The sequence below is a fragment of the Thermoanaerobaculia bacterium genome (assembly GCA_035593605.1).
Taxonomy (GTDB): domain Bacteria; phylum Acidobacteriota; class Thermoanaerobaculia; order UBA2201; family DAOSWS01; genus DAOSWS01.
On the sequence record DAOSWS010000019.1, the window covers coordinates 14,239 to 36,155 of the forward strand.

At 55.5% G+C, this 21,917-nt stretch carries 16 protein-coding genes; 9 read left to right on the forward strand and 7 right to left on the reverse strand.

From position 1 onward, the window contains the following. Position 1 precedes the first annotated feature (1 nt). Positions 2-1,555 (reverse strand): citrate lyase subunit alpha, encoded by a 1,554-nt coding sequence (locus tag PLD04_10260; protein HXK68716.1) that lies wholly within the window; start codon positions 1,553-1,555, stop codon positions 2-4. Position 1,556: 1 nt separating this feature from the next. Further along, complete coding sequence (locus tag PLD04_10265; GenBank protein ID HXK68717.1) at positions 1,557-2,750, reverse strand: aldolase/citrate lyase family protein; 1,194 nt, start codon at positions 2,748-2,750, stop codon at positions 1,557-1,559. Between the two features lie 487 nt (positions 2,751-3,237). On the opposite strand from PLD04_10265, the gene PLD04_10270 reads away from it, so the two are divergent. After that, the gene (locus tag PLD04_10270) at positions 3,238-3,957 is read left to right on the forward strand and encodes a DUF1003 domain-containing protein (GenBank protein ID HXK68718.1); all 720 of its coding nucleotides are present in this window, start codon (positions 3,238-3,240) and stop codon (positions 3,955-3,957) included. A gap of 65 nt (positions 3,958-4,022) precedes the next feature. On the opposite strand, the gene PLD04_10275 is transcribed toward PLD04_10270, so the two are convergent. Further along, positions 4,023-5,213, reverse strand: coding sequence for a metallopeptidase TldD-related protein (locus tag PLD04_10275; protein ID HXK68719.1), 1,191 nt, complete (start codon positions 5,211-5,213; stop codon positions 4,023-4,025). Continuing rightward, complete coding sequence (locus tag PLD04_10280) at positions 5,210-6,376, reverse strand: metallopeptidase TldD-related protein (GenBank protein HXK68720.1); 1,167 nt, start codon at positions 6,374-6,376, stop codon at positions 5,210-5,212. The genes PLD04_10275 and PLD04_10280 overlap by 4 nt, the downstream gene beginning before the upstream one ends. 23 nt (positions 6,377-6,399) lie before the next feature. On the opposite strand from PLD04_10280, the gene PLD04_10285 reads away from it, so the two are divergent. The 6 genes from PLD04_10285 (at position 6,400) to PLD04_10310 (ending at position 18,410) form a co-directional block, all read left to right on the forward strand. Then, on the forward strand, positions 6,400-7,947 hold the full coding sequence (locus tag PLD04_10285) for an acyl-CoA carboxylase subunit beta (protein ID HXK68721.1): 1,548 nt from the start codon (positions 6,400-6,402) through the stop codon (positions 7,945-7,947). Continuing rightward, complete coding sequence (locus PLD04_10290; protein ID HXK68722.1) at positions 7,944-9,422, forward strand: acetyl-CoA carboxylase biotin carboxylase subunit; 1,479 nt, start codon at positions 7,944-7,946, stop codon at positions 9,420-9,422. Before PLD04_10285 ends, PLD04_10290 begins: the two co-directional genes overlap by 4 nt. Continuing rightward, positions 9,419-9,946, forward strand: coding sequence for a hypothetical protein (locus tag PLD04_10295; protein HXK68723.1), 528 nt, complete (start codon positions 9,419-9,421; stop codon positions 9,944-9,946). The genes PLD04_10290 and PLD04_10295 overlap by 4 nt, the downstream gene beginning before the upstream one ends. A gap of 208 nt (positions 9,947-10,154) precedes the next feature. Further along, entirely contained in the window at positions 10,155-13,346 is a 3,192-nt protein-coding gene (locus tag PLD04_10300; GenBank protein HXK68724.1) for a TonB-dependent receptor, read from the forward strand. Positions 13,347-13,356: 10 nt separating this feature from the next. Further along, complete coding sequence (locus PLD04_10305; protein HXK68725.1) at positions 13,357-15,597, forward strand: sulfatase-like hydrolase/transferase; 2,241 nt, start codon at positions 13,357-13,359, stop codon at positions 15,595-15,597. Between the two features lie 77 nt (positions 15,598-15,674). After that, on the forward strand, positions 15,675-18,410 hold the full coding sequence (locus tag PLD04_10310) for an alkaline phosphatase family protein (protein HXK68726.1): 2,736 nt from the start codon (positions 15,675-15,677) through the stop codon (positions 18,408-18,410). A gap of 7 nt (positions 18,411-18,417) precedes the next feature. Here the strand turns inward: PLD04_10310 and PLD04_10315 are convergent, their stop codons facing one another. Genes PLD04_10315 through PLD04_10325 form a run of 3 tightly spaced genes read right to left on the reverse strand, consistent with a single transcriptional unit; the run spans position 18,418 to position 20,942 of the window. After that, positions 18,418-18,879 carry an LUD domain-containing protein gene (locus PLD04_10315; protein ID HXK68727.1) on the reverse strand — a complete coding sequence of 154 codons (462 nt, stop codon included), beginning with the start codon at positions 18,877-18,879 and terminating at the stop codon, positions 18,418-18,420. After that, positions 18,872-20,212, reverse strand: a complete 1,341-nt coding sequence (locus PLD04_10320) for a lactate utilization protein B (GenBank protein ID HXK68728.1) — start codon at positions 20,210-20,212, stop codon at positions 18,872-18,874. Before PLD04_10320 ends, PLD04_10315 begins: the two co-directional genes overlap by 8 nt. Continuing rightward, positions 20,205-20,942, reverse strand: coding sequence for a (Fe-S)-binding protein (locus tag PLD04_10325; protein HXK68729.1), 738 nt, complete (start codon positions 20,940-20,942; stop codon positions 20,205-20,207). The genes PLD04_10320 and PLD04_10325 overlap by 8 nt, the downstream gene beginning before the upstream one ends. Before the next feature lie 117 nt (positions 20,943-21,059). On the opposite strand from PLD04_10325, the gene PLD04_10330 reads away from it, so the two are divergent. Both PLD04_10330 and PLD04_10335 read left to right on the forward strand, forming a co-directional pair. After that, the gene (locus tag PLD04_10330; protein HXK68730.1) at positions 21,060-21,401 is read left to right on the forward strand and encodes a hypothetical protein; all 342 of its coding nucleotides are present in this window, start codon (positions 21,060-21,062) and stop codon (positions 21,399-21,401) included. Between the two features lie 59 nt (positions 21,402-21,460). Beyond that, the gene (locus PLD04_10335; GenBank protein HXK68731.1) at positions 21,461-21,916 is read left to right on the forward strand and encodes a dTDP-4-dehydrorhamnose 3,5-epimerase family protein; all 456 of its coding nucleotides are present in this window, start codon (positions 21,461-21,463) and stop codon (positions 21,914-21,916) included. The last annotated feature ends 1 nt before the right edge of the window (position 21,917 follow it).

Sequence of the window (21,917 nt, forward strand, 5' to 3'; positions counted from 1 at the left end):
ATCAGGCTCCCGGGCTCAGTACCCGGAACGCGGAATCCATGACCGTTCCGTCAACCCATTTAATGACTGCGGTGGCATGATCTTTGTCCAGTCGCGGGGCCTGAGGTTTCCCACAGGTTTTCAGTGCAATATCGTGAAGTTCTTCAATGGACACAATAGGGAGCCCCTTTTTTCGGGTCTCTGAAATCAGATCATTCCTTCCGGGGTTGATGGCGATGCCGCGCTCGGTCACGATGACGTCGACCAGCTCGGAGGGTCCGCATAAGGTGGTGACTTCCTCAACAATGATCGGGATGCGTCCCCGGTAGAGGGGAAAGGCGAGGATTGTCATGTCCGCAAAGAGGGCGTTTTGCCATCCGCCGATCCCATGGAGGAGATATCCGTCGGAATGGGTGACGACGTTTGCGTTGAAGGAGATATCCACTTCCGTTGCGCCAAGGACTGCCACGCCAACGTAAGGGGCAAAATTTCCCTTGGAGTGGTAGTTATAGCTGGTCAGGGGACTTGTCGCTACATGGTTTGGGTGATCCCGCAGGGATTTAACGCCTGCAAGGTCGAAACTTTGACCGTCCAGAATCGATCCGATCAAACCTTCCTCAAGAAGCTCCACCAGATATTGCGTGGACCCTCCGCGGGCGAAGGGCACCTTGATGCCTTTTTCACGCATCCGCTGTGCCATGAACTGGATGAATGCGAGGGAGATTCCACCCGCTCCCGCCTGGAAGGATTGACCCAGGTACCCTGCAGCTTCGATGAACCGGGATACGTATTCTGCAATCAGGAGCCGGGTGGGGCTTTTTGTGATTCTCGTGGTACCGGAGACAATCTGGGAGGGGTCCCCGACTCGATCCAGCACGACCACGTAGTCCACATGCTGGCCCTGAATTTCCCAGGGAATACAGGGGAAGGGGACGATATGGTCTGTTATGAGAATCACCTTGTCGGCATAAAGACTGTCTGCCAGACCAAATCCGAGAGGACCGCAGGCGCTGGGACCATTGACTCCGTTGGCATTCCCCATGATGTCCGAACATGGGGCAGGGATAATGCCGATATCAATTTTGAGCTCCCCATCCTGGATGGCCTGGTACCTGCCGCCATGGGATCTAAGAATTCCCATCCCCCGCATCTTTCCCTCGGAGCAGAACCGGCCGATCGGTCCGTTCATACTGCCCTCAATATGGTGAATCACTCCACTTTCCAGGTGGCGGATCAGGGGCTCATGGCATGGAAAGAGGGCTGAAGGCGCAAAGACGATGTCCCGGATCCCCATGTCGGCAATCGTGTCAAAGAGAGGGTTTACAATAAGATCCCCATTTCGAAAATGATGGTGAATACCAATGGTCATGCCGTCTTTCAAACCGGCCATTTCCAGCGCGGTTCGGAGGTCTTTCACGCGCTTGTCCAGGGGACTTCGGGCACAGGTCGGGATCGGTGCTCCCCACTTCCTTCCATCGGGAATGTGCTGAGCAACTCCCTTATAGGGAACCTGAGGAATACCGTTGACTTCGGTGGGAACTCGCCGTCCTGCTCTATTTGTTACAAATTCGCTCATATCAACGACCCTCCTCGTCCATCGACGTTACATCGATCCCATAGACTTTGGCCAGGGATAGAACTTTCAGGGCCCGGGCCACCACGGGCGGGTCCACCATTTTTGATCCGATCGAGATTACACCAAGCCCTCGTGCTTCCGCATCTTCCATGGCTCGTTTAACCTTAATAGCGTAACGGATTTCTTCTTCGGCAGGTCTGAGTGCCCGGTGGATGGTCTCAATCTGCCTCGGGTGGATGCATCCCTTTCCATCGAATCCAAGAGAGCGGGCTTCGGTTACCGAGAGAAACAGACCTTCTTCATCCTCAACGTCGGAAAATACGGTATCAATCGGCTGAATCCCGGCAGCCCTCGCTGCAGCGACCAGATGGCAGCGAGCGGTAAAGGTTTCTCTTCCTTCCCGTGTCCGTTCCGCCCCGATGTCTCTTGTATAGTCTTCTGCCCCAAAGGCCAGGGCTGCGACACGCGGGTGACTTCGGGCAATGTCGTACGCATGCATTAATCCACGGGCTGTTTCAATGATGGGCATGAGAAATACGGGTCTTCCAGGATTCAGAGCGTCGATAAAGGCTCCGGCCTGTCCTATATCCTCCGCGGCTTCAGCTTTGGGTATCAGAATCATGTCGATTCCGTGGGGAAGGAGGGTCAGGATCTCATCCAGGCCTCCAGGAAGAGGGTTGATCCTGACCATTCTCTCCGCTCCCGCAAAATCCATGGCACGAAGGGCATTCCGGACCAGAATCCGGGCGGCGTCCTTTTCCGATGGGTGGACTGAATCCTCCAGGTCGAGGATGATCCCGTCCGGAGCAAAGAGAAAAGCATTAAGCATGAGAGTCGGGTTGTTCCCGGGCAGATAAAGCCGGGAACGACGGAGCCTTTCTTTCCTGGATTCGGGAGGATCTCCATCCCTCTCCGGGAGTATGGAATGGCTGAGGTCCGGAAACAGCCGGCGGGCAGCGGCCTCGATTCTGGCCTGAAGTACCCAGTCCATGGCCCCCCGGTCCCGTACGGTGACTTCGATTCCCTTCAGCTGTAAGCTCTGGATCGCAGCCCATGTCTGGGAACGAAGATGTTCACCATAGAGATTGTCGACGGAACTTTCGAGATTGAGACAACTCTCGACCCCGGATTCCAATGGATTCATCCGAACTTCACAGTCGTCCTTTTCGTAACGACCTGCGATAATAACCCCCATGAGACCTCCTGATATAGCAGAATCGATCGGGGGACTATTATCCCAGATTATGCGATCGACATCTACTGCGGCTTGAAATCTCACGCCATCTCATTGCCTGCTCGCTCGTCACTCCTCACCGTATGAAAACAATACTGCCTCGTCCGTCCTCGCTGCGCGGTCCCTGATAGGGCGAAATTTTCTGCGCCTCGCAACGATCCCGATCGCAAAATCCGGGATTATCCCAGACGATGCGATCGACATCTACTGCGGCTTGAAATCTCACGCCATCTCATTCCCTGCTCGCTCGTCCCTCCTCACCGTATGAAAACAATACTGCCTCGTCCGTCCTCGCTGCGCGGGCGGCCATCATGAGAAATTCTGAACCATGGAGTTACCATGTTCTGCTTACCGGAATCAAGGATTCTTGACAGGCTCTATAGCGGGTGATAGCCTCCAGAAATCACCAGTTCATGCGTAAAGAGAATTGTCCAGGCAGGAGGCAGGAATGCGAAAAAATGGAAATGAAACAAACGTTTGTCAAATTTGCGGGAGGAGCGGCAGTGAAGTGGAGTTGACGAATGCCGGTATCCTTCGTCCTGCAATCGCCAGTATCATCAAGGCATCTTACCCGTCCTGGTCGTCGGACGGCTACATCTGTTCCGAGGATATCGATCGATTTCGCTATGACTATGTCAGTTCTCTGATCATGGAGGAGAAGGGAGAAGTTACACAGCTTGAACAGGATGTTCTGGATAGTGTGGCGAAACATGAAATTCTATCTACCCGGGTGGATCAGGAATATGAATCCAATCTGACTTTTGGACAGCGTCTATCCGATCATATCGCTCTTTTCGGAGGTTCATGGGCGTTTATCATTTCCTTCGGATGCGTGCTTGCCCTGTGGATAGCCATCAATTCCCTCATGATCCTATCCCGGCCCTTTGATCCTTTCCCTTACATTTTGCTGAACCTGATCCTTTCCTGTCTTGCTGCCATTCAGGCTCCGATCATCATGATGAGTCAGAATCGGCAGGAATCCAAGGATCGAGCCCGGGCCCTGCACGATTATCAGATTAACCTGAAGGCGGAACTTGAAATTCGGCAATTGCACCAGAAACTGGATCATCTACTTCTCAACCAATGGGAGCGGCTGGTGGAGATCCAGAGGGTACAGCTCGAACTCATGAATGAAATAAAAGGTTGGAAAGGCCAAGTTCAGCCCTGAGCCCCGGACAGCCCAGGAACCCGCCCGGGTCCTGCGGGGTACGGCTGATATGTGAAAAAACTGAATTACGAAAAAATATTCAGATTATGGATATAGCAGGGCGGGACTCCAAGGGGACAGGAGTCCAGAGTGAACGAAAGGGGACCCACGGCTGAGACCAGGTTTCTCATGAAATCCCTCAGCGTAAACCTGCAGGTGACAAGAGGGTAATACGAATGAATTTTGTCACCCTCCATCCCGTACGCACTTGCGATCACCTGAAGCCGGGTGTGTTTCTCGATGAAATGGACATGGATGGGGCGGAGAAGGTGCAGGCCCTTGCCCCACGAAGCATGCACGTTTTCCGGGGATTGTTCCGGACCTTCCAGTACAAGGTTATGATAGTTAGGCATCGGAGGGGCATCCATGGTGGGGCGAGTCGCGTGGGCTGTTGCTGGAATGGCGCGTCTCCGGGCCGTTACGGTGTCGGTGATCGGCGAAATCCGCTCGCCCTTCCAGATCGTCTGCCGGCGAGTCCTCCGGCCTTCCGCGTCTATGGGGACCGATTGGAAGGAATGGGGATGGCAGGGATCATCCACCAGGGCCCACCCTTCGGGAAGGGAAAAGGAGAGGAGGGAGTTGCTTCGCAGAAGAGGAAGAAGCGTTTCCAGAATCGCAGACATGACATAGGAAGAGAGGATGGCGGGATATCGACCCGTTGTGGGTGGGGGCAGGGGGGGGCGAGTGAGTTCGTCACAGAGAGCATCCAGTTTTGCCAGAGCTGCACTTTCGCCTTCCGGGGACATCGGGTGGGAGATGTCGACCAGGCCGGTAGGAGAGGAAATCTGGAATGCAAGGGATCTCAACCTCTGAACCACCTGCATGAGAAGCCCGACACTGTTGGCAACCGTATCATGAGTAATCCGTTCGTGAAGGGTCCATTCGTTAAGCCTCAAGTTGCCCCGACTTCCCCGTCGTATGATTTCATGAAATCTGGAAAGGTATCGTGATGCATACGATAGGGTTACGTCGGGTGTGATGGAATGTTTGAAAAAAGAAAAATGCCCGTTGGGAAGTGCGGGCTCTGTGACGGTTTCACTGACGGCAGAATCAGGGGGGTGGGCTCTGCCATCCGTTGAAAAGTCCTGGTCCTGGCCTATAAAAACCCGGTAGGCCTCCAGGGTCCGATGACTCTGTCGTATCATGGGCCGGGTGGAATGATGAAAGGTAAAGGCCAGAACTGTTTCAGATCGTATCGTCCGCTCCCATTCGCTCACAGGATCACCATACCTTCCAGAAGAAGATTGGGAGATTCTGCGCCCACAAGGAGTGTCTGCCCTCCCCGTGTGCACTCCCCGAAGGACCAGCAAGTGTGCAGGTCAGCTCCCACTGCCATTATTCCCTCAAGAAGATGGTCCAATCGTCCCGTCAGAACCGTATTTTCAACCCTTCCCAGGGGACGAGACCCTTCCCAGACCACGCCCATGCGAACAGCCAGGGTCACCATTCCATCCGGGGAATAGCTTCCACCCTGGAGCCTGAGAATCTGGAGTCGCTTTGCTCCCATGATCCGTGAGGGATCCACAATGTCCTCCCCGGGTCCAATGACGGTGTTGGACATTCGTGCGGTCGGAAAGTGGCTGTAATTTGCCACTCTTCCGTTTCCGGGCTCACATGGAAAGAGATGGCTGTGGAGGTAATCCCCCAGGATGTGAATGAGCTTTCCCTGCCGTAAGATGGGAGCGCGACGGGCCTGGTACCCTTCGTCGTCCATGGAAAATGAGCCGACGAGATGATCCCGGGTCGGGTCGTCATAGACACTCAGAAAGGGGGGGGCGATGGTCGAATTCAGAGACTGGGAGAACGGGGAAAGCTTTTCGGCCCAGGCTTGAGCTTCGGTCGGGTGACCGATAAGTTCGTGGGCCATGACCGCCCCGGCCCCGTGGGTAAAGATGACGGGAATCGGGCCGGGGGACAGATTGACCAGCGGGAAGTGAAGAGCCTGAAGGGGATCGTCCATACCTGCCCGTGCCTGGGACCATCGTTCCGGAGTTAGCCGCTTTGTGTAAACAGGCTCGTTCCAGACCCTCTGGGCCCGGGAAAGGGAAAGGATAAGGTGATCCTGTGTACGCTCGTCCGAGTGAGTTGTTTCGCCTTCCCATTCATGGTGAATTCGGGAGTGAGTTCTGGTCCAGCGAAGACCTGTAATGAGGCTGTCTTCCGTGATCGTGCTGATAAGGCTCTTCATTTCGTCTATGGATTGATCCCCTGGATAGGGTGTCGTGGACCAGCTCTCCACCCGACACTCGTCCCCGCGGTACGTTCGGCGGGCTGAACCAGCATTTCGGACCGTACGCTGCTGGATATTTTTTCCCCTCCTCCACAGGAGAGTAACCTGTGTTGTGGACGACTGATAGACGGATCTTCTTGACCGTACCATGGTTCCCGATTAAGATATATGAAATGTCCAAAAAAGAGAAATTTGATGAGCTTGAGCGCCGATCGCGCCTGTACCTTGAAGGAGATGCAAAGAGAATCGAAACCCAGCATACACAGGGGAAGCTGACCGCTCTTGAGCGTATCACGCTTTTTCTGGATGAAGGAAGTTTTGAAGAGCTGGATCGGTTTGTGGTTCATCAGGCGACTGATTTCGGTATGAACGAAAGAAAAGTCCCGGGGGACGGGATGGTTACGGGATATGGCACCGTGGAGGGACGGCTGGTCTATGTATTTGCCCAGGATTTTACCGTCTTTGGCGGAACCATGTCTGAGTCGAACGCCCGCAAGGTGTGCAAGGTGATGGATCTGGCCATGAGAAACGGTGCGCCGATCGTGGGGCTGAACGATTCCGGGGGCGCACGGATCCAGGAAGGGGTAGGATCTCTGGCCGGCTATGCCGATATCTTTCTTCGAAACACGCTGGCTTCCGGTGTAATCCCCCAGATTTCGGCCATTATGGGACCGTGTGCGGGTGGAGCGGTCTATTCCCCTGCCATTACGGACTTTGTCATGATGGTAGAGGGAAGTGCCTATATGTTTGTGACCGGTCCCGATGTGATTCGGACCGTGACGCATGAAGAGGTGACCAAGGAGAAGCTCGGAGGAGCTCGAACGCACGCTGAAGTATCCGGGGTATGCCACTTCACCGTACCCAGTGACGAAGCCTGCCTGCAGCTGATGCGTAAGCTGCTGTCCTACCTCCCCTCCAACAACATGGAAGATCCTCCTGCCCTTCCCTTCCTGGAAACCATCATCCCGGAAGATTCATCTCTCGACAGGATTATTCCGGACAACCCGCAGCAGCCCTATGACATCAGAGAAATCATTCTGAGATCGATGGATGTGGACACTTTTCTGGAGGTGCACAGGGACTATGCCAAAAATCTGGTTGTAGGCTTCGCCAGGCTGGGGGGAAGGAGCGTGGGGATTGTGGCCAATCAGCCGGCCCATCTCGCCGGAACGCTTGATATTAACGCCTCTCTGAAAGGTGCCCGTTTCGTAAGATTCTGTGATGCATTCAACGTTCCGCTGATTATCTTCGAAGACGTTCCCGGTTTTCTTCCCGGAACCGATCAGGAATTCGGCGGCATTATCAAACACGGGGCAAAGCTTCTCTATGCTCTGGCAGAAGCCACCGTCCCCAAAATTACCGTAATCACGCGAAAAGCCTACGGTGGTGCTTACTGTGTCATGGGGTCGAAACATATCCGGACGGACCTGAACTTTGCCTATCCAACTGCAGAGATCGCTGTCATGGGGTCAGAAGGTGCCGTAAATATTCTTTACCGCAGGGAGTTGGGAAGCTCTGACGTACCCGCAGACCTTCGATCATCCTATGTGTCCGAATATGAGACCAAGTTTGCCAATCCATACGTTGCAGCGGAGAAAGGGTATATCGATGAAGTCATCTACCCCAGGCAGACCCGGCCCAGGCTGATTGCCGGTCTGCGTTCGCTGAGGAATAAGCGGGATGAGAATCCACCCAAAAAACATGGGAATATTCCGCTGTGAAGAAGGTATTGATTGCAAACCGGGGAGAGATTGCGGTCCGGATAACACGGGCCTGTCGGCAGATGGGGCTGGTCCCGGCGGCCATTTACTCTGACGCCGATCGAAATGCACTGCACGTCCTGCAGGCGGATGAAGCTTACAGGATTGGCCCTCCTCCTGCCAGCGAAAGTTACCTCCAGGCAGAAAAAATTATTGAACTGGCAGGAAAAATCGGGGCCGATGCCATTCATCCCGGGTACGGATTTCTGGCCGAAAACTCTGCGTTTGCAAGGGCCTGCACCGAAGCCGGAATCGTTTTTATCGGCCCCAACCCGAAGAGCATGAATCTGATGGGCGACAAAGTCCTGTCCCGACAGGCTGTAGCTCCTCACGGGGTTCCGATTATCCCCGGTACAAAGGAGCCTGTGGACGATCCCGCGAAACTCGCGGAAATCTGCAGCGGAATCGGGTTTCCTGTATTGCTCAAAGCATCCGCCGGAGGAGGGGGAAAGGGGATGCGGAGAGTGGACCGTCCCGAGGACCTCCTTCCCGCCTTCGAGCGTGCGAGCTCCGAGGCAAGTTCTTACTTTGGTGATGGACGGGTCTATGTCGAAAAATTCCTGGAGAAACCGAGACATATTGAAGTTCAGGTGATGGCGGATCACCATGGAAATGTAATTCATCTCGGGGAAAGGGAGTGTTCCCTCCAGAGGCGCCACCAGAAAATCGTCGAGGAATGTCCTTCTCCCATCGTGGATCCGCCCATGCGTGAAAGGCTCGGGTCGCTTGCGTGTTCTGTGGCGAGGGCGGCGGAATACGATTCGGCCGGGACCGTCGAATTTCTCGTGGATGCATCCAGGAACATCTACTTTCTTGAAATGAACACTCGGATCCAGGTGGAACATCCCATTACCGAAATGGTTACAGGCGTTGATCTTGTTCAGGAACAGATCCGTGTAGCCATGGGAGAGCACCTCTCTCTCCGACAGGAAGATGTTCGCATGCGGGGCCACGCCATTGAGTGTCGGGTCTATGCCGAAGACCCTTTCCACAACTTTGCCCCCTGCCCGGGAAAGATTCTCTACCTTCGGCTGGCGGAAGGACCGGGAATCCGCAATGATTGCGGCGTGGCGGAAGGTTATACGGTTCCCCTGGATTACGATCCCCTGCTGGCCAAGCTGATTGCTCATGGATCCTCGCGGATCGAAGCGATTCGAAGGCTTCTGGGTGCTCTGCGGGAGCATCGAGTCGAGGGTATTGACACGAACCTCCCCTTCTTTGCCCACGTAATCTCACTTCCGGAATTTCTTGAGGGATCCTACGATACGGGGTTTGTCGATCGTATACTTTCCAACCTTCGAATGGATTCGGATCCGCTCTTTTCCCGGGCCGCATTGACTCTTGCGGCCATCCATCGATTTCGCCAGCACAGGGAAAAGATCCTTCCCGAACAGCCCCGGAGTCCATGGAAAAGCTGTTCCTGGAGGGGACGATGATTATCCGTTTATCCGTGGATGGTCAGGAAGTTGCCGTCGAGGTCTGCGAACTCCCAGATGGAAGATTTGAGGTCATGTTTCCGGAAGAACGAATTATAGCCGAATTACGGGAAGGGTACGGGTACACCCAGAGCCTGATTGATGACCAGGGACGCCAGTTTGAGATGACCCTGCGGGAAGAGGGGAACGGGAATATTCGAATCGGTCTGGGGAGTGAAGGCATGATCGTTACCGCCATGACCGAGCTGGAGTACAGGGCGCGCCAGGCCCGCGAAGGGGAAGAAGATCGGTCGGGATGGGAATTGAAGGCGAGCCTTCCCGGGAAGATTAAACGCATTCTTGTGACTCCCGGTGATGCCGTAGATGGAGGAACGCCTCTGATGATCATGGAAGCGATGAAGATGGAAAATGAGATCCGTGCCGAACGTCCGGGTATCATCCGTACGGTGCCGGTCGAGGAAGGGAAGGCGGTGGAAACCGGTGCAGTTCTCGTCACGGCCGACCCTGTCGATTCAACAGGATGAACACCCGTTCAACCTCTTGACTGTGGTTTTACCCTGCGCGTCCGGTCTATAAAAACAGTGCGGGAAAAATGCCAGTAACCTGTTGTGTGAACGAGAGATACAGGAACGGTGCTTTTTTATGCCGGAGATCCTCCAAATTGGCAGCAAAATTGCATACATGTAACACGGACAACCAATACAGAGTCCAAACTTTTTAAGGAGGTTTTATATGAGTTCGTTTTGGTCCAAAGCATCACTGCTGGTGCTTGGTGTCCTGCTGATTGCGGGACTGGCACTGGCGCAGACGACCGGCTCGATTCAGGGCAACGTCGTTGATAACGGCGGACAGCCCCTTCCCGGCGTCACGGTGGAAATAGAATCCCCGAACATGCAGGGGACCAGGGTAGCTCAGACGGACGTCAATGGCACGTTCCGTTTCAAGCTTGTCCCCCCTGGCCTCTATACGCTCACCGCGTCCATGGAAGGATTCGCCACCCTGAAGCAGGCTGACATCCAGGTCGGCCTGGACCGTACGGTCACCCTGCAGGTAACCATGCAGGCTGCCTTTGAAGAGACCGTGACGGTTACCGGCGAGGCTCCCGTCATCGACGTTACCACGACGACGGCCGGCGCCAACCTCACCCAGGAAGTCATCCAGGATCTGCCCACGGGCCGTTCCTATCAGGATCTCGCCTTCCTGGCTTCCGGCGCCCTCTATGGTGAACTGGGCTCCAACCCGTCCTTCGGCGGAGCATCATCCGCAGAGAACCGTTACCTGGTCGATGGTATGGATACCTCCGACCCGACATTCGGTACCATCGGCACCAACGTCACCTTCAACTTCGTTCAGGAAGTCGAAGTCAAGACCGGCGGCTACGAGGCTGAGTACGGCGGCGCCATGGGCGGTATCGTCAACGTCGTGACCAAGTCCGGATCCAACGAGCTCCACGGCGAAGTCTTCGGATACTTCACCGATGACTCCATGACCTCCGAAGGCGACGAGCCCGTCGGCGGTTCCGCCCTCGAAGGATTCAAGGATTACGACTACGGCGCGGACGTTGGCGGCAAGATCATCGAGGATAAGCTGTGGTACTTCGTGGCCTACAACGAGGTCTACTACGAAGAAACCAACCGCCTCCCCGGTGAAGGCGCGGGTTCCTTCACGGAAAAGCGTGAAGGTGATCCGGGCTACTATGCCCTGAAGCTCAACTACCAGATCACGCCTTCCAACAGCGTGTCGCTGAACCTCATCGGCGACCCCAAGACCGGAAACGATTTCTACGGCGACTACTTCATCGACGTCTCCGATCGTTCCGATTACGACATGGCCAATCCGATGGATCCGGGTGCCCCGATTGTGACAAACTTCAACCGGACACGCGAAGAGGGCGGTGATAACTACGGCCTCTCCTGGAACTCGATCCTCACGCCCGACCTGCTCTTCGAGTTCAAGGCCAACCACACCGAGACGAAGGTTGACCGCCTCCCGATGCTCGACCAGGCTACCTGGGTCGACTGGAGCGGTATGTGGACCTGCTACGGCTCCCACACCGACTACGGCGTCAACTGCGGCAACGGCATCTCCTTCGGCGGCGCCGGCTTTGCCGAGTATGACACCTCCCGAAACCGCGACCAGTACAAGGGCGCTATCTCCTACTTCATCGGTGACCACGAATTCAAGATCGGTCTGAGCTTCAGTTCTCTCGAATTCACCGATTACGCCGGCGTGAACGGCTCCATCGGTGAGCACTGCGTACCCATCGGCGATGCCCGCGCAGCGGCCGCCTATGACTACTTCGGCGACGAAGACGGCGACGGCGTTGAGAACTATCTCGACCCCGACTTCAGCTGGACAGCCCTGTCCATGGCCGAGTATGCCGATATCACCGGCCTGCAGTGCGACTTCAACGGCGACGGCGTGGCCGATGACGGCCTTCTTATGCCCGCCCGTGACGGTCAGCGCTTCTATCTGTATGATCCCGGCTACATCTACTACATGGATTACTACGACAGAAACTACCAGCAGAACTCCCACGGCAACACGGACGAGATGGCTGTCTTCCTCCAGGATGCCTGGAAGGTCACGCCCAACTTCACCCTGAAGCTCGGCGTCCGCATGGATTCTTCCGAATCCACCGGTGACGTCTCCAGCGCCACGGGAACCAACCTGGACTTCGGCCTCGGCGACATGGTCTCCCCGCGCATCGGCTTCATCTGGGATTTCATGAACAACGGCCGTTCCAAAGCCTATGGCCACTATGGCAAGTTCTACAACGCCGTGCCCCTGCAGATCAACGTCCGGGCCTTCGGCAACGAGAACTACATGTTCTACTACTACCAGTATCCGACCGACGAGAACGGCGACTATGAGCTTCCCTCCGCCACGAACCCCGGTCTCCTGCAGCGCTATCGCCTTTCCGGCGGTCCCGCCACGATCGTCGACGGCATCAAGCCGATGTACGAAGAAGAGATCATCCTCGGCGGCGACTATGAAGTCATGCCCAACTGGGCCCTCGGCATCAAGGGAATCTACCGCTCCATCGGCGACGTCATGGAAGACTTCTCCTTTGACGGTGGATCCACCTACATCATTGGAAACCCCGGTGTGGGCGACCTCGGCTCTGCCTGCATTACCGTTTCCAACGACCTGGCCGGCTCTTCTTACGAAGAGAGAGAATTCTGCATCCCGAAGGCGTCCCGTATCTATCGCGCCGTCGAGCTCTCCCTCAAGAAGCGCTTCTCCGACAACTGGCAGCTCTACACCTCCGTCCTGTGGTCCAGGAACAAGGGTAACTACGGCGGCCTCTTCCGTCAGGACAACGGCCAGCTCGATCCCTTCATCACCTCCCTCTTCGACCTGCCCCAGCTCATGAACGGAACCAACGGTCTGATGCCCAACGACCGCACCTGGCAGTTCAAGGCGTACGGTTCCTATCGCTTCGACTTTGGCCTGGTCACGGGATTTGATGCCCGCTGGATGAGCGGTACCCCGCTGTCCAAGCTGGGTTCCCACATTGACTACGGTGACGACGAGCGTTTCATCGGTAAGCGTGGTGACTACGGCCGCACCGATCCGCTCTACTTCATCAACCTGCACCTCTCTTACCCGGTCAAGCTGTCCGACCGCGTCGACCTCAAGCTCATCGCGGACATCTTCAATGTCTTCGACTGGCAGCAGCCTCTGGTTGCCGAGCAGACCTGGGACTCCATTGCCCTGCAGTGGACCGACACGACCGGTCTCTGGGACATCAACGACGACGGTATTGCCGACGGATTTGAAGACAACCCGCAGGGTTGCGATCTGCCCGAAGGCGATCCCGGCCGCAGTGGCTACTGCGACTACCTCAACCCCACCTGGGGTCAGACCCTGCTGTTCCAGGATCCTCAGTCCTTCCGCATCGGATTCATTCTGTCCTGGTAAGTTTTTCAGGGTGAAACACTCTAAGGACTGGAAGCTCCGGCTTCCAGTCCTTTTTTTCTTCGTTCTTCTGATTCTTTCCGCCGGATCGTGCCGACGGAAGGTGGAAGTCCAGGCAAAACCCTTACCATCCGGACTCCCGGACATTCTCCTGGTCTCCATCGATACCCTTCGTGTGGATCGGCTGGGCTGTTATGGCCATACCGGGGCCCTGACCCCCACGATCGACCGGCTGGTGCACGAGGGGATTCACTTTTCCAATGCCTGGGCTCCTGTCCCCATGACCCTGCCTTCCCATGCGGCGCTCCTGAGCGGGCGGTACCCTCGTGAGCTGGGCCTCTACGATAACGCGGGAGGAAGACTGGCGGACTCTGTCCCGGTTCTTCCCGACATTCTCCGGAAGCAGGGCTATGAGACGGCCGCCTTTGTTTCCGCCTATGTCCTCGCCGCACCCTTTGGACTGGACCGGGGTTTTTCCTCCTATATCCACGTGTGGGACAGTTCGGACCTGAAACGTTCCCTTACGATCCCGGAAGCCACGGCAGACCGCACCGCGGATCGGGTTGTGGACTGGATGGGGGGACGAAAAAACAGCCCTTCTCCATTCTTTACCTTTGTCCATTATTACGATCCCCACATGCCTTATGCTCCCCCTGCGGATCTGAAAGCGGTCGTGGAGGATCCATACGACGGGGAAGTAGCCAACGTCGACCGGTCCCTTGGCCGGATCCTGGATCATCTTCCCCGCCCTGATCAGACTATGATCATCCTGGTGAGTGATCACGGCGAAGCCCTGGGAGATCACGGGGAAAAAACCCATGGCTACTTCATCTATGGCGACACGATGCGGGTCCTGATGGTTATGCACCTCCCGTCCATGGAGGGGCTCCAGGCCCCGATTGTTACCCGGGAGCCGGTCTCCCTTGTCGATGTTTTCCCAACGATTCTCGGTGTTCTCGGTATGGAAGTTCCGTACACCGGACCCGGGCTCGATCTTTCAGAGAAGGATCACCCCGACCGTGCGGTCCTGCTCGAGTCGATGGTTCCCTTTCTCCACCATGGGTTCAGTCCCCTGAGAGGCCTGGTCAAGGAATCGTGGTCTTATATCCGGGCTCCCCGGCCTGAGCTCTATCGTCTGGAGGAAGATCCGGCTCAACACACCAACCTCTGGAGTCAAGAGAATCAGGAAGGCCGTTCCCTGGAACGTGCCCTGCAGTCCATTCTGGCATCGAATCCCCTTCTCGAATCGGGTAAAGGTTTCATGGTACGGGAGGAAGATCGGCGCCAGGTCCAGTCTCTGGGATATCTGGCCGGTGTGTCTTCTCCGGAAGGCATCAATGATCTCTCGGGAATGGATCTCCCCGATCCCAAGGATGGTCTGGTTCTCCTTCGAACGATCGAGGAAATTACGCTCCTCCTTTCCGAAGAGCGGTGGAGGGAAGCGGAAGCCGTCCTGAACCGGGCGCGTTCCTCCTATCCCGGGGATGCGAGCCTGATGCGTCTGTCCGGTGATCTCTACCGCCGCGAGAATCGATGGATTGAGGCCATGACGGCATACCAGGCCGCCCTGAAACAATCCCCGGACCAGATCGACCTCCTTCTGAAAATTGGACAGGGCCTGCTTCACCTGAAACGTTACCCGGAAGCCCGCAGTACCCTGGAAGCCTATCTTCAGAAAATCCCCGGGGATCCGCCTGCCTGCTATGCTCTTGGAATTATCGCTCTTGAACAGGGTGATCCTTTCGCCGCCGTCGCTCGGTTTCGACAGGCACTGGACGGCGGGTTCGACGATCCCGAGGTGCGATGGCGCCTGGCCCGCGCTCTGGATGCTTCCGATCAGGTTGAAGAGGCGAAGGAAGTTCTTGATCTACTCGTCGCGGATATGCCGGACTATTTTCCGGCCTGGTATTCCCTGGGAGAACTGGCTCGTGCCAGGGGAGATCGAGATCGTGCCTTACAGGCTTACCGAAGATCCTGGGAATTGAATCGAGGATTTCTTCCCGCCGGGCTTGCCCTCGTGGACCTCCTCCTGGAAGAGCCGCCCTGGGGCGATGCCGGGGAGATTCTGGCCGCGATGAAGAAGCTCGATCCGGGGAATCCGGAGCTCCACCTGAGGGAGGCACACTACATTCTCCTCCAGGGAAAATTGAACCAGGGTTGTGCAATCCTGAAAGCTCTCCCGGATCGCCTGTTGGAATCCTCTTCTGTACAGACGCGGCACTATCTTCTCGACACCTACTGTTCAGCCTCCTGATCGACAAAATCGGATCGAGTCATGACACTCAGGGGATCTAAGTTTCTCTGAGGGGATAAATCTGGGATAATAAACCTGTGAAGCGTATTCTCATCATTGGATTGGCTGTGGTTGTCCTTTCTGTCCTCGGGTGGCTTTCGGTTTCCAGGATTCCCGACGGTCATGTCGGGGTCAGCGGAGATCGAATTTTCCATCCCGGACTGCACGTTCATGCTCCGTGGACGAATCCCCGTCTCTTTCCCTCCGAACTTCAATCGATCGATCGGGATCTTTCAATACTCTCGAAGGAGGGAGCCCAGACCCGGGTCCACGTTCTTGTGGAATATCGATGGGACATTGACCGGCTGATGGAAATCCCAGTACTCCCCGATAGCGTGGAAAGCGTGATCGTGGCTCTTCCGGACTCTTTGAATCAGGCTCGAACGGCCCCGGAGATTCCCAGTACCGTGCATGCAGCCCTTTCCGGCCGTCTTTCAGCCCTGCCCATTGACGGGCTTCTGATTGAGGTGAGCGGAAGCGAGGAAGTTCCCCCGGGGATACGAAAAGCTGTCCATCCGACGGGAACAAAAATTCTCCTGATCGGACTGGATGGATTGGACTGGGTCCTTCTGGACCGACTGGCCGCAGAAGGAAAACTTCCGACATTTTCGTCGTTCAAGCAGGGAAGCGCCTGGTGTGATCTCCGTTCTTTTGAACCGGTTCTATCTCCTCTAATCTGGACATCCATCGCGTCTTCCCGATATCCGGAAGATCACGGAATTCTCGATTTTGTAACGAAGGACCCGAACACGGGGACTGATGTACCCATTACATCAAGCTTTCGGAAAACGCAGACCTTCTGGACTATCCTCAGCGCCCTTGGGCTGAGAGTAAATGTTGTCGGCTGGTGGGCTACGTTCCCTGCTGAAAAAATCAATGGGATTATGGTGTCAGAACGTCTCTTTTACCAGCTCTTCGGGATGGAGGGCGGCCGGGATGTAGAGGGGAATGTCTATCCCGGGAACCTGGAAGGTCATTACGCTGATATGGTCAGGAAAGCTGAAGACGTGGATTATGATACGGTGCATCGATTTATTGACATATCCAGAGAGGAATTTGACCGGGCATGGGAAGTCGGGTTGAAGTCTGAGGATCGATATTCCAACCGCATCAACCACCTTCGTCATATCCTGGCCACCACCCGGTCCACATTTGAGATTTTTTCCGATGTCCTGAAGCGCGGACCCTGGGATCTTTCCGCGGTGTACCTGGAAGGAACGGATACGATCGGACATCGGTTCGGGCACTATCTGGATCCGAAGCTTTCCTGGACAAAGACGGAAGATCACCTGAAATTCCATCGCGCCATGGAAGAATACTACATCTATGTTGATGAACTCGTCGGCCGTATGCTGAAAGAGTTACCGGACGATACAACGGTAATCATCACGGCGGACCATGGTTTTTACACGGGAAAGGCCAGACCGTCCATACCGCCGGATGATTTTGCCCTGGGGGCCCCCCGCTGGCACCGGATGACGGGGGTCTTTATGATAAAGGGGCCCGGAATTCGTAAGGAGTACTTCACCGATGCCGATATTTACGATATTCTTCCCTCGATCTTCACCCTGCTGGGATTTCCCTGTTCGGATGAGTTCGTGGGAAAACCGATGAGCCAGATCTTTACCGAAAGCATTCCTGCCGCCGCGATGATTCCGACCTATGAAACCCTGCCGGCCCCCTGGAAAGAGCACCAGGGGCCGGTAGTTCCCGACGAGGACCGCATTAAGGAACTTGCCGCCCTGGGTTATCTCTCTCCGGGGCAGAGAATGCAGGGGGGAGAGGGAAGTCCGGAAAAACCGGCCGAGGCTGAAAGTTTTACACAGCTCTATAATCAGGCCGCTGCGGCCCTGGAACGGGGTGATCGTGAAGTGGCCCGCAGTTCGTATAAAAAATCCGTTGAACTGAATCCCGGGTTCGGCCTCGGATACTTTGGACTCGCGAGAATGGAAGCCCAGGATGGGCGTCACCTGGAAGCCTACCACCTGTTGAAGAAGGCCTTTGAAGTGGGCAAGCTGCTGCCGGATGAAGCACTCTACCATCTAGTGGAGGAAGGAGCCCTGACCGGAAACCTGCAGGATTCCTTCGACTTTCTTCTTTCTCTTGAAGCCAAATACGGTAGGGAAGCCGGTCTGTATTCCGCACTGGGCATGGCTCTTCTCAAGGGGCATCGTGAAGAAGATGCCGCCGATTTGTTCCGGCAGGCACTGGCAATTAATCCTACAGAGCCCGTAGCCGTGGAAGAGCTGATTGCCTACCATAAGAGAAGAGGGGAGACGGACCAGGTGCAGCGTCTTCTGGCAACGATCCTGAAACGCAGTGAGGGTTCGCTGGAATCCCTGGAAAAGATCTCGGCTGTGGCTCTGCGCCAGGGGGAGCCGGGTACGGCGGAAATTGCGGCCCGGAAGGTCCTTCAGAGTGATCCCGGAAATGGAGAAGCCCGGGCAAACCTGGCCGCGGCTCTGGCCATGCTGGGGCGCTACGAAGAATCTCTGGAATACTTTGCCCGGGCTCTGCCTGTGCGGCCCCGGGATGCCATGCTCCGTTTTAACTACGGAGCCGCTCTGGCCTCTCTGGGACGAAACCGTGAAGCCATTCAGCAGATCGAGTCGGCGGAGCAAATGGGTTTGAAAAACCCTTCCATCTATAAAGCTCTCGGGATGATTCGATTTCGTCTGGGAGATAAAACAGGGGCGAAAACAGCTCTTCTTCAGTCTCTCGATCTGGATCCAAACCAGCCCGATGTCCGGGAGATGGTAACCGAGCTGAAGTAGGAGTTTCTTACGGGTACTGATCCAGGAGAAGGACGATCAGACGTTCCGGCCCGTGTGCTCCGAGAACAAGCGTCTTTTCGATGTCTGCAGTCCGGGAAGGGCCGCTGATCGCCACGAGATGCTCACGGGCGTGCTGAGCGACATAGAGCACAAGGTCATCGAGTGCATCCACGATCCTCTCCTTCGGCAGGAGAATCACGCTGGTCTCCGGAAGGAGGGAGGCGGTGTCGGTGCCGGGAACCAGGAGAGTCCCCGTGGTTTTTACGCCCAGGCGGGCCAGGGAGAGGCCGGTTCGAGCTTCCTGCGGATGGAGAGCCGGAGGCCGCAGGGTGTGCGTCCACGGCAGGATGGATTTCAATTCCTCCGCGATCAGGTAGGGGGAGGGGAGGGACGAAAGGAAATTTACAATGGATGGTATATCGGCAAAGGAAAACACCTCGGCCTGAACACGTTCGAGTGCTTCACGCATGGTTCCGCTCCCTTTTCCTCCTGCGCCACTTTTCCCGGAACGACTCCGGGGATACCGGAAACGTTCCCCGTTTTCGCGTCCAGGGGCCGAGCAGTCGCCTCCGGATCGTATTAGGTAGCTTACGAAAGATTGACGTTCCCATGCCATAGGCGCGGGGGTTGGCACCCGCACGGAAGAGGGTAAAGAGCGAAGAAGAGAGGAAATCCTTTCTGGATCTCGAACGTAATTCCAGAAGAAGTCGGTGAAGGGGGATGTGTACGGGGCAGATGTCGGTACAGGCACCACATAAGCTGGACATATAGGGTAGCGATCGATGTTCCGGTGAAAGAAGGGGAGTGAGGATGGCCCCCATCGGGCCTGAATAGACGGTTCCATATCCATGTCCTCCCACCAGACGAAAGACCGGGCAGGTGTTGAGACAGGCACCGCATCGGATGCACTTCAGAATCTCCGATCCCACCGGATCTTCCCGAAGTGACATTCGTTTCCCGGCCAGAAGCACGATGTGCCTTCTGGGATCGGGCGGAAGAAAAGACGTATAACAATTCTGAATCTGTGCCGTTGCCGAAGCGGGGAGGAGCTTGAGAAGCGGGGAGAGGTTGGTTGTCCGTTCGATCAGCTTCTCCACACCGGCAATCGAGATCACTACATCGGGAAGAGTGGAGGAAAGACGTATATTCGCCTCGTTTTCCAGGAGGACCACCGTCCCGGATTCAGCAACCAGGAAATTTGCTCCCGTAATTCCAGCCTGTGCCTTCAAAAATTTTTTTCGGAGTACGGTCCGTGCAAAACGGGTCAGAATCTGCGGATCGGTGGTGTCCGGTCCTCCAAGCCTTTCCCGAAAGATCCGGGAAATGTCATGCCGTGAAAGATGGATAGCCGGAGCGGTGATATGAGAAGGGGATTGGTCCAGCAGTTGAATGATGAACTCGCCCAGGTCGGTTTCTACGACCTCGTACCCCCTCATTCCGAGAAAATCCCGTAATCCGGTCTCCTCGGTGAGCATCGATTTTCCTTTTACGATGGGACGGTCCCGATAGGGACGAAGAATTTCCTCCACCACCCGGCAAAGCTCGTCATAGTCCTCTACGATGGTGATGTTTCCCCCTCCTGCTTCGACCGACGCCGTAAAGATCCTGACCAGGTCCGGCAGAAGCGCCACACTCCGGGATCGAATCTCCGATGCCGACTCCCGGAGGGATTCCCAGTCAGGGTAGGAATCCCGGATGAGGGTTTCCCGCTTTCTCAGGGTGATGCCGGTGGCCCGGTCCACCTTGCCTGCCAGGTCAGGATCACAAAGGGCCCTCTCCAGTGCATGTCTGGTTTTATTCATGGACCCAGCACCGATGGAGAAAGTCGATAATATGCTCACACTGAATCGACAGACCCCGTTCTCTGGCTCTGCCCCGAATCTGGATCAGGCAGGATGGATCCGCGGTCAGAAGTGTATCCACGTCTCGATTCTGAAGCAATTCATCGAGCCGGGTATCGGTCATTTTTACGGACAGGTCGGGATATTTCACCGAAAAGGTCCCTCCGAATCCGCAGCATCGAGCCGGGGGGGATGGAAAAAGATCGATCCCGGCCACCCGGGCCAGGAGTCTGCGGGGCGCTTCCTCTACGCCTAGTTCACGGAGCAGATGACAGGGGTCGTGGAAAAGTATTTTTTCCGCTCCCTGAAAGGTAAATTGCTCCAGGGGGGCAAATTCGGAGAAAAATTCGCAAAATTCATAGATGTGATCTCTCAGGCGGTTCCAGCTCTCTCGTTCGCATTGCGTAAGGGAAAGTTCACCGTAGTGAATTTTCACCATGGCGGTGCACGAACCGGAAGGGGAGACGATGGCGTCAACCGCTTCACGTTCGAATATTTCGAGAAAATGGCGAGCGTAGGGCAGACCTTCTTCCCTGAATCCGGTGTTAAAGGCCGGCTGTCCGCAGCAGGTCTGATTTTCCGGGCATACCACCGTAAAACCTGCGTGTTCAAGCAGGTCCGCCATGTGAAGACCGGTATCCGGCATGCTGAGATCGATCAGACATGGAATAAAGAGCGCAATCCGCTTCATGACTTCCTATTGTATCACCGGGTTCAGGCTCCCTTTCAATTGAGGTCACGGTGCCTGTAACCCTTGCAAGAGCGGGATAACTTCAGTACACTAGATGTGTAGTACTCCGGAGGTTGTATGACAGAGCAGGAAAAGACAATTGCATGGTATGTCCTGGCCTATCTCGGGATCTTTGCCCTTATTCCCCTTCTCGTGGAGGAAAAGGATGAGGATGTGCAGTGGCATGCCAAGCACGGTCTTGTCCTCTTCGGGGCCGAACTTGTTGCGTTAATCGCTCTGCTGATCTTTACGACGCTTCTGAATATCATCCTTCCCAGTGTCATGTGGGTCTTCAGCTGCCTGATATGGACCCTGGTCTGGTTTGCTGTTCTCGCTCTCCATGTTGTCTGTATCCTGAAAGCATTGCGTGGGGAACGTCTGATGATTCCGCAGCTCAGCCAGCTGGCTGACCGGTTTTAACTGCATTACAGTGGTTTTTGACCCGTTCTTCAAATCGCGGTGACCCAGATGGAGGTTTCATGATTCAAGGTGTCGAAATAAAGAAACTGGCCAAACATTGCGATGAACGCGGTTTCCTTATGGAAATCCTCCGTTCCGACGATCCGATCTTTCAAAACTTTTCCATGACCTATGTCTCCATGAACTATCCCGGTGTCATACGGGCATGGCACTACCATCGCCTGCAGGATGACCATTTTTGTGTTCTCTCCGGCATGTGTAAGGTCGTTCTCTACGATGGAAGAGAAGATTCAGGCACCTGTGGAGAAATTAATGAATTTTTCATGGGAGAAGATAACCCCATCCTGGTAAAGATTCCTGTCGGTGTCCTGCACGGGTATAAGACATCCGGAGTAAAGCCGTCCTTTCTTCTCAACTTTCCCACCCGTCTATACAACTATAAGGAACCGGATGAATACAGGGTTCCCTACGATGATCCTTCCATTCCCTATTCCTGGGAGATCAAGATAACCTGAT

Bases quoted from the DNA above. Each gene is read 5' to 3' on its own strand.
- PLD04_10300 (HXK68724.1), top strand. From the start codon at position 10,155: ATGAGTTCGTTTTGGTCCAAAGCATCACTGCTGGTGCTTGGTGTCCTG.
- PLD04_10315 (HXK68727.1), bottom strand. From the start codon at position 18,879: ATGCGTGAAGCACTCGAACGTGTTCAGGCCGAGGTGTTTTCCTTTGCC.
- PLD04_10330 (HXK68730.1), top strand. From the start codon at position 21,060: ATGACAGAGCAGGAAAAGACAATTGCATGGTATGTCCTGGCCTATCTC.
- PLD04_10285 (HXK68721.1), top strand. From the start codon at position 6,400: ATGTCCAAAAAAGAGAAATTTGATGAGCTTGAGCGCCGATCGCGCCTG.
- PLD04_10265 (HXK68717.1), bottom strand. From the start codon at position 2,750: ATGGGGGTTATTATCGCAGGTCGTTACGAAAAGGACGACTGTGAAGTT.
- PLD04_10270 (HXK68718.1), top strand. From the start codon at position 3,238: ATGCGAAAAAATGGAAATGAAACAAACGTTTGTCAAATTTGCGGGAGG.
- PLD04_10325 (HXK68729.1), bottom strand. From the start codon at position 20,942: ATGAAGCGGATTGCGCTCTTTATTCCATGTCTGATCGATCTCAGCATG.
- PLD04_10320 (HXK68728.1), bottom strand. From the start codon at position 20,212: ATGAATAAAACCAGACATGCACTGGAGAGGGCCCTTTGTGATCCTGAC.
- PLD04_10260 (HXK68716.1), bottom strand. From the start codon at position 1,555: ATGAGCGAATTTGTAACAAATAGAGCAGGACGGCGAGTTCCCACCGAA.
- PLD04_10280 (HXK68720.1), bottom strand. From the start codon at position 6,376: ATGGTACGGTCAAGAAGATCCGTCTATCAGTCGTCCACAACACAGGTT.
- PLD04_10335 (HXK68731.1), top strand. From the start codon at position 21,461: ATGATTCAAGGTGTCGAAATAAAGAAACTGGCCAAACATTGCGATGAA.
- PLD04_10295 (HXK68723.1), top strand. From the start codon at position 9,419: ATGATTATCCGTTTATCCGTGGATGGTCAGGAAGTTGCCGTCGAGGTC.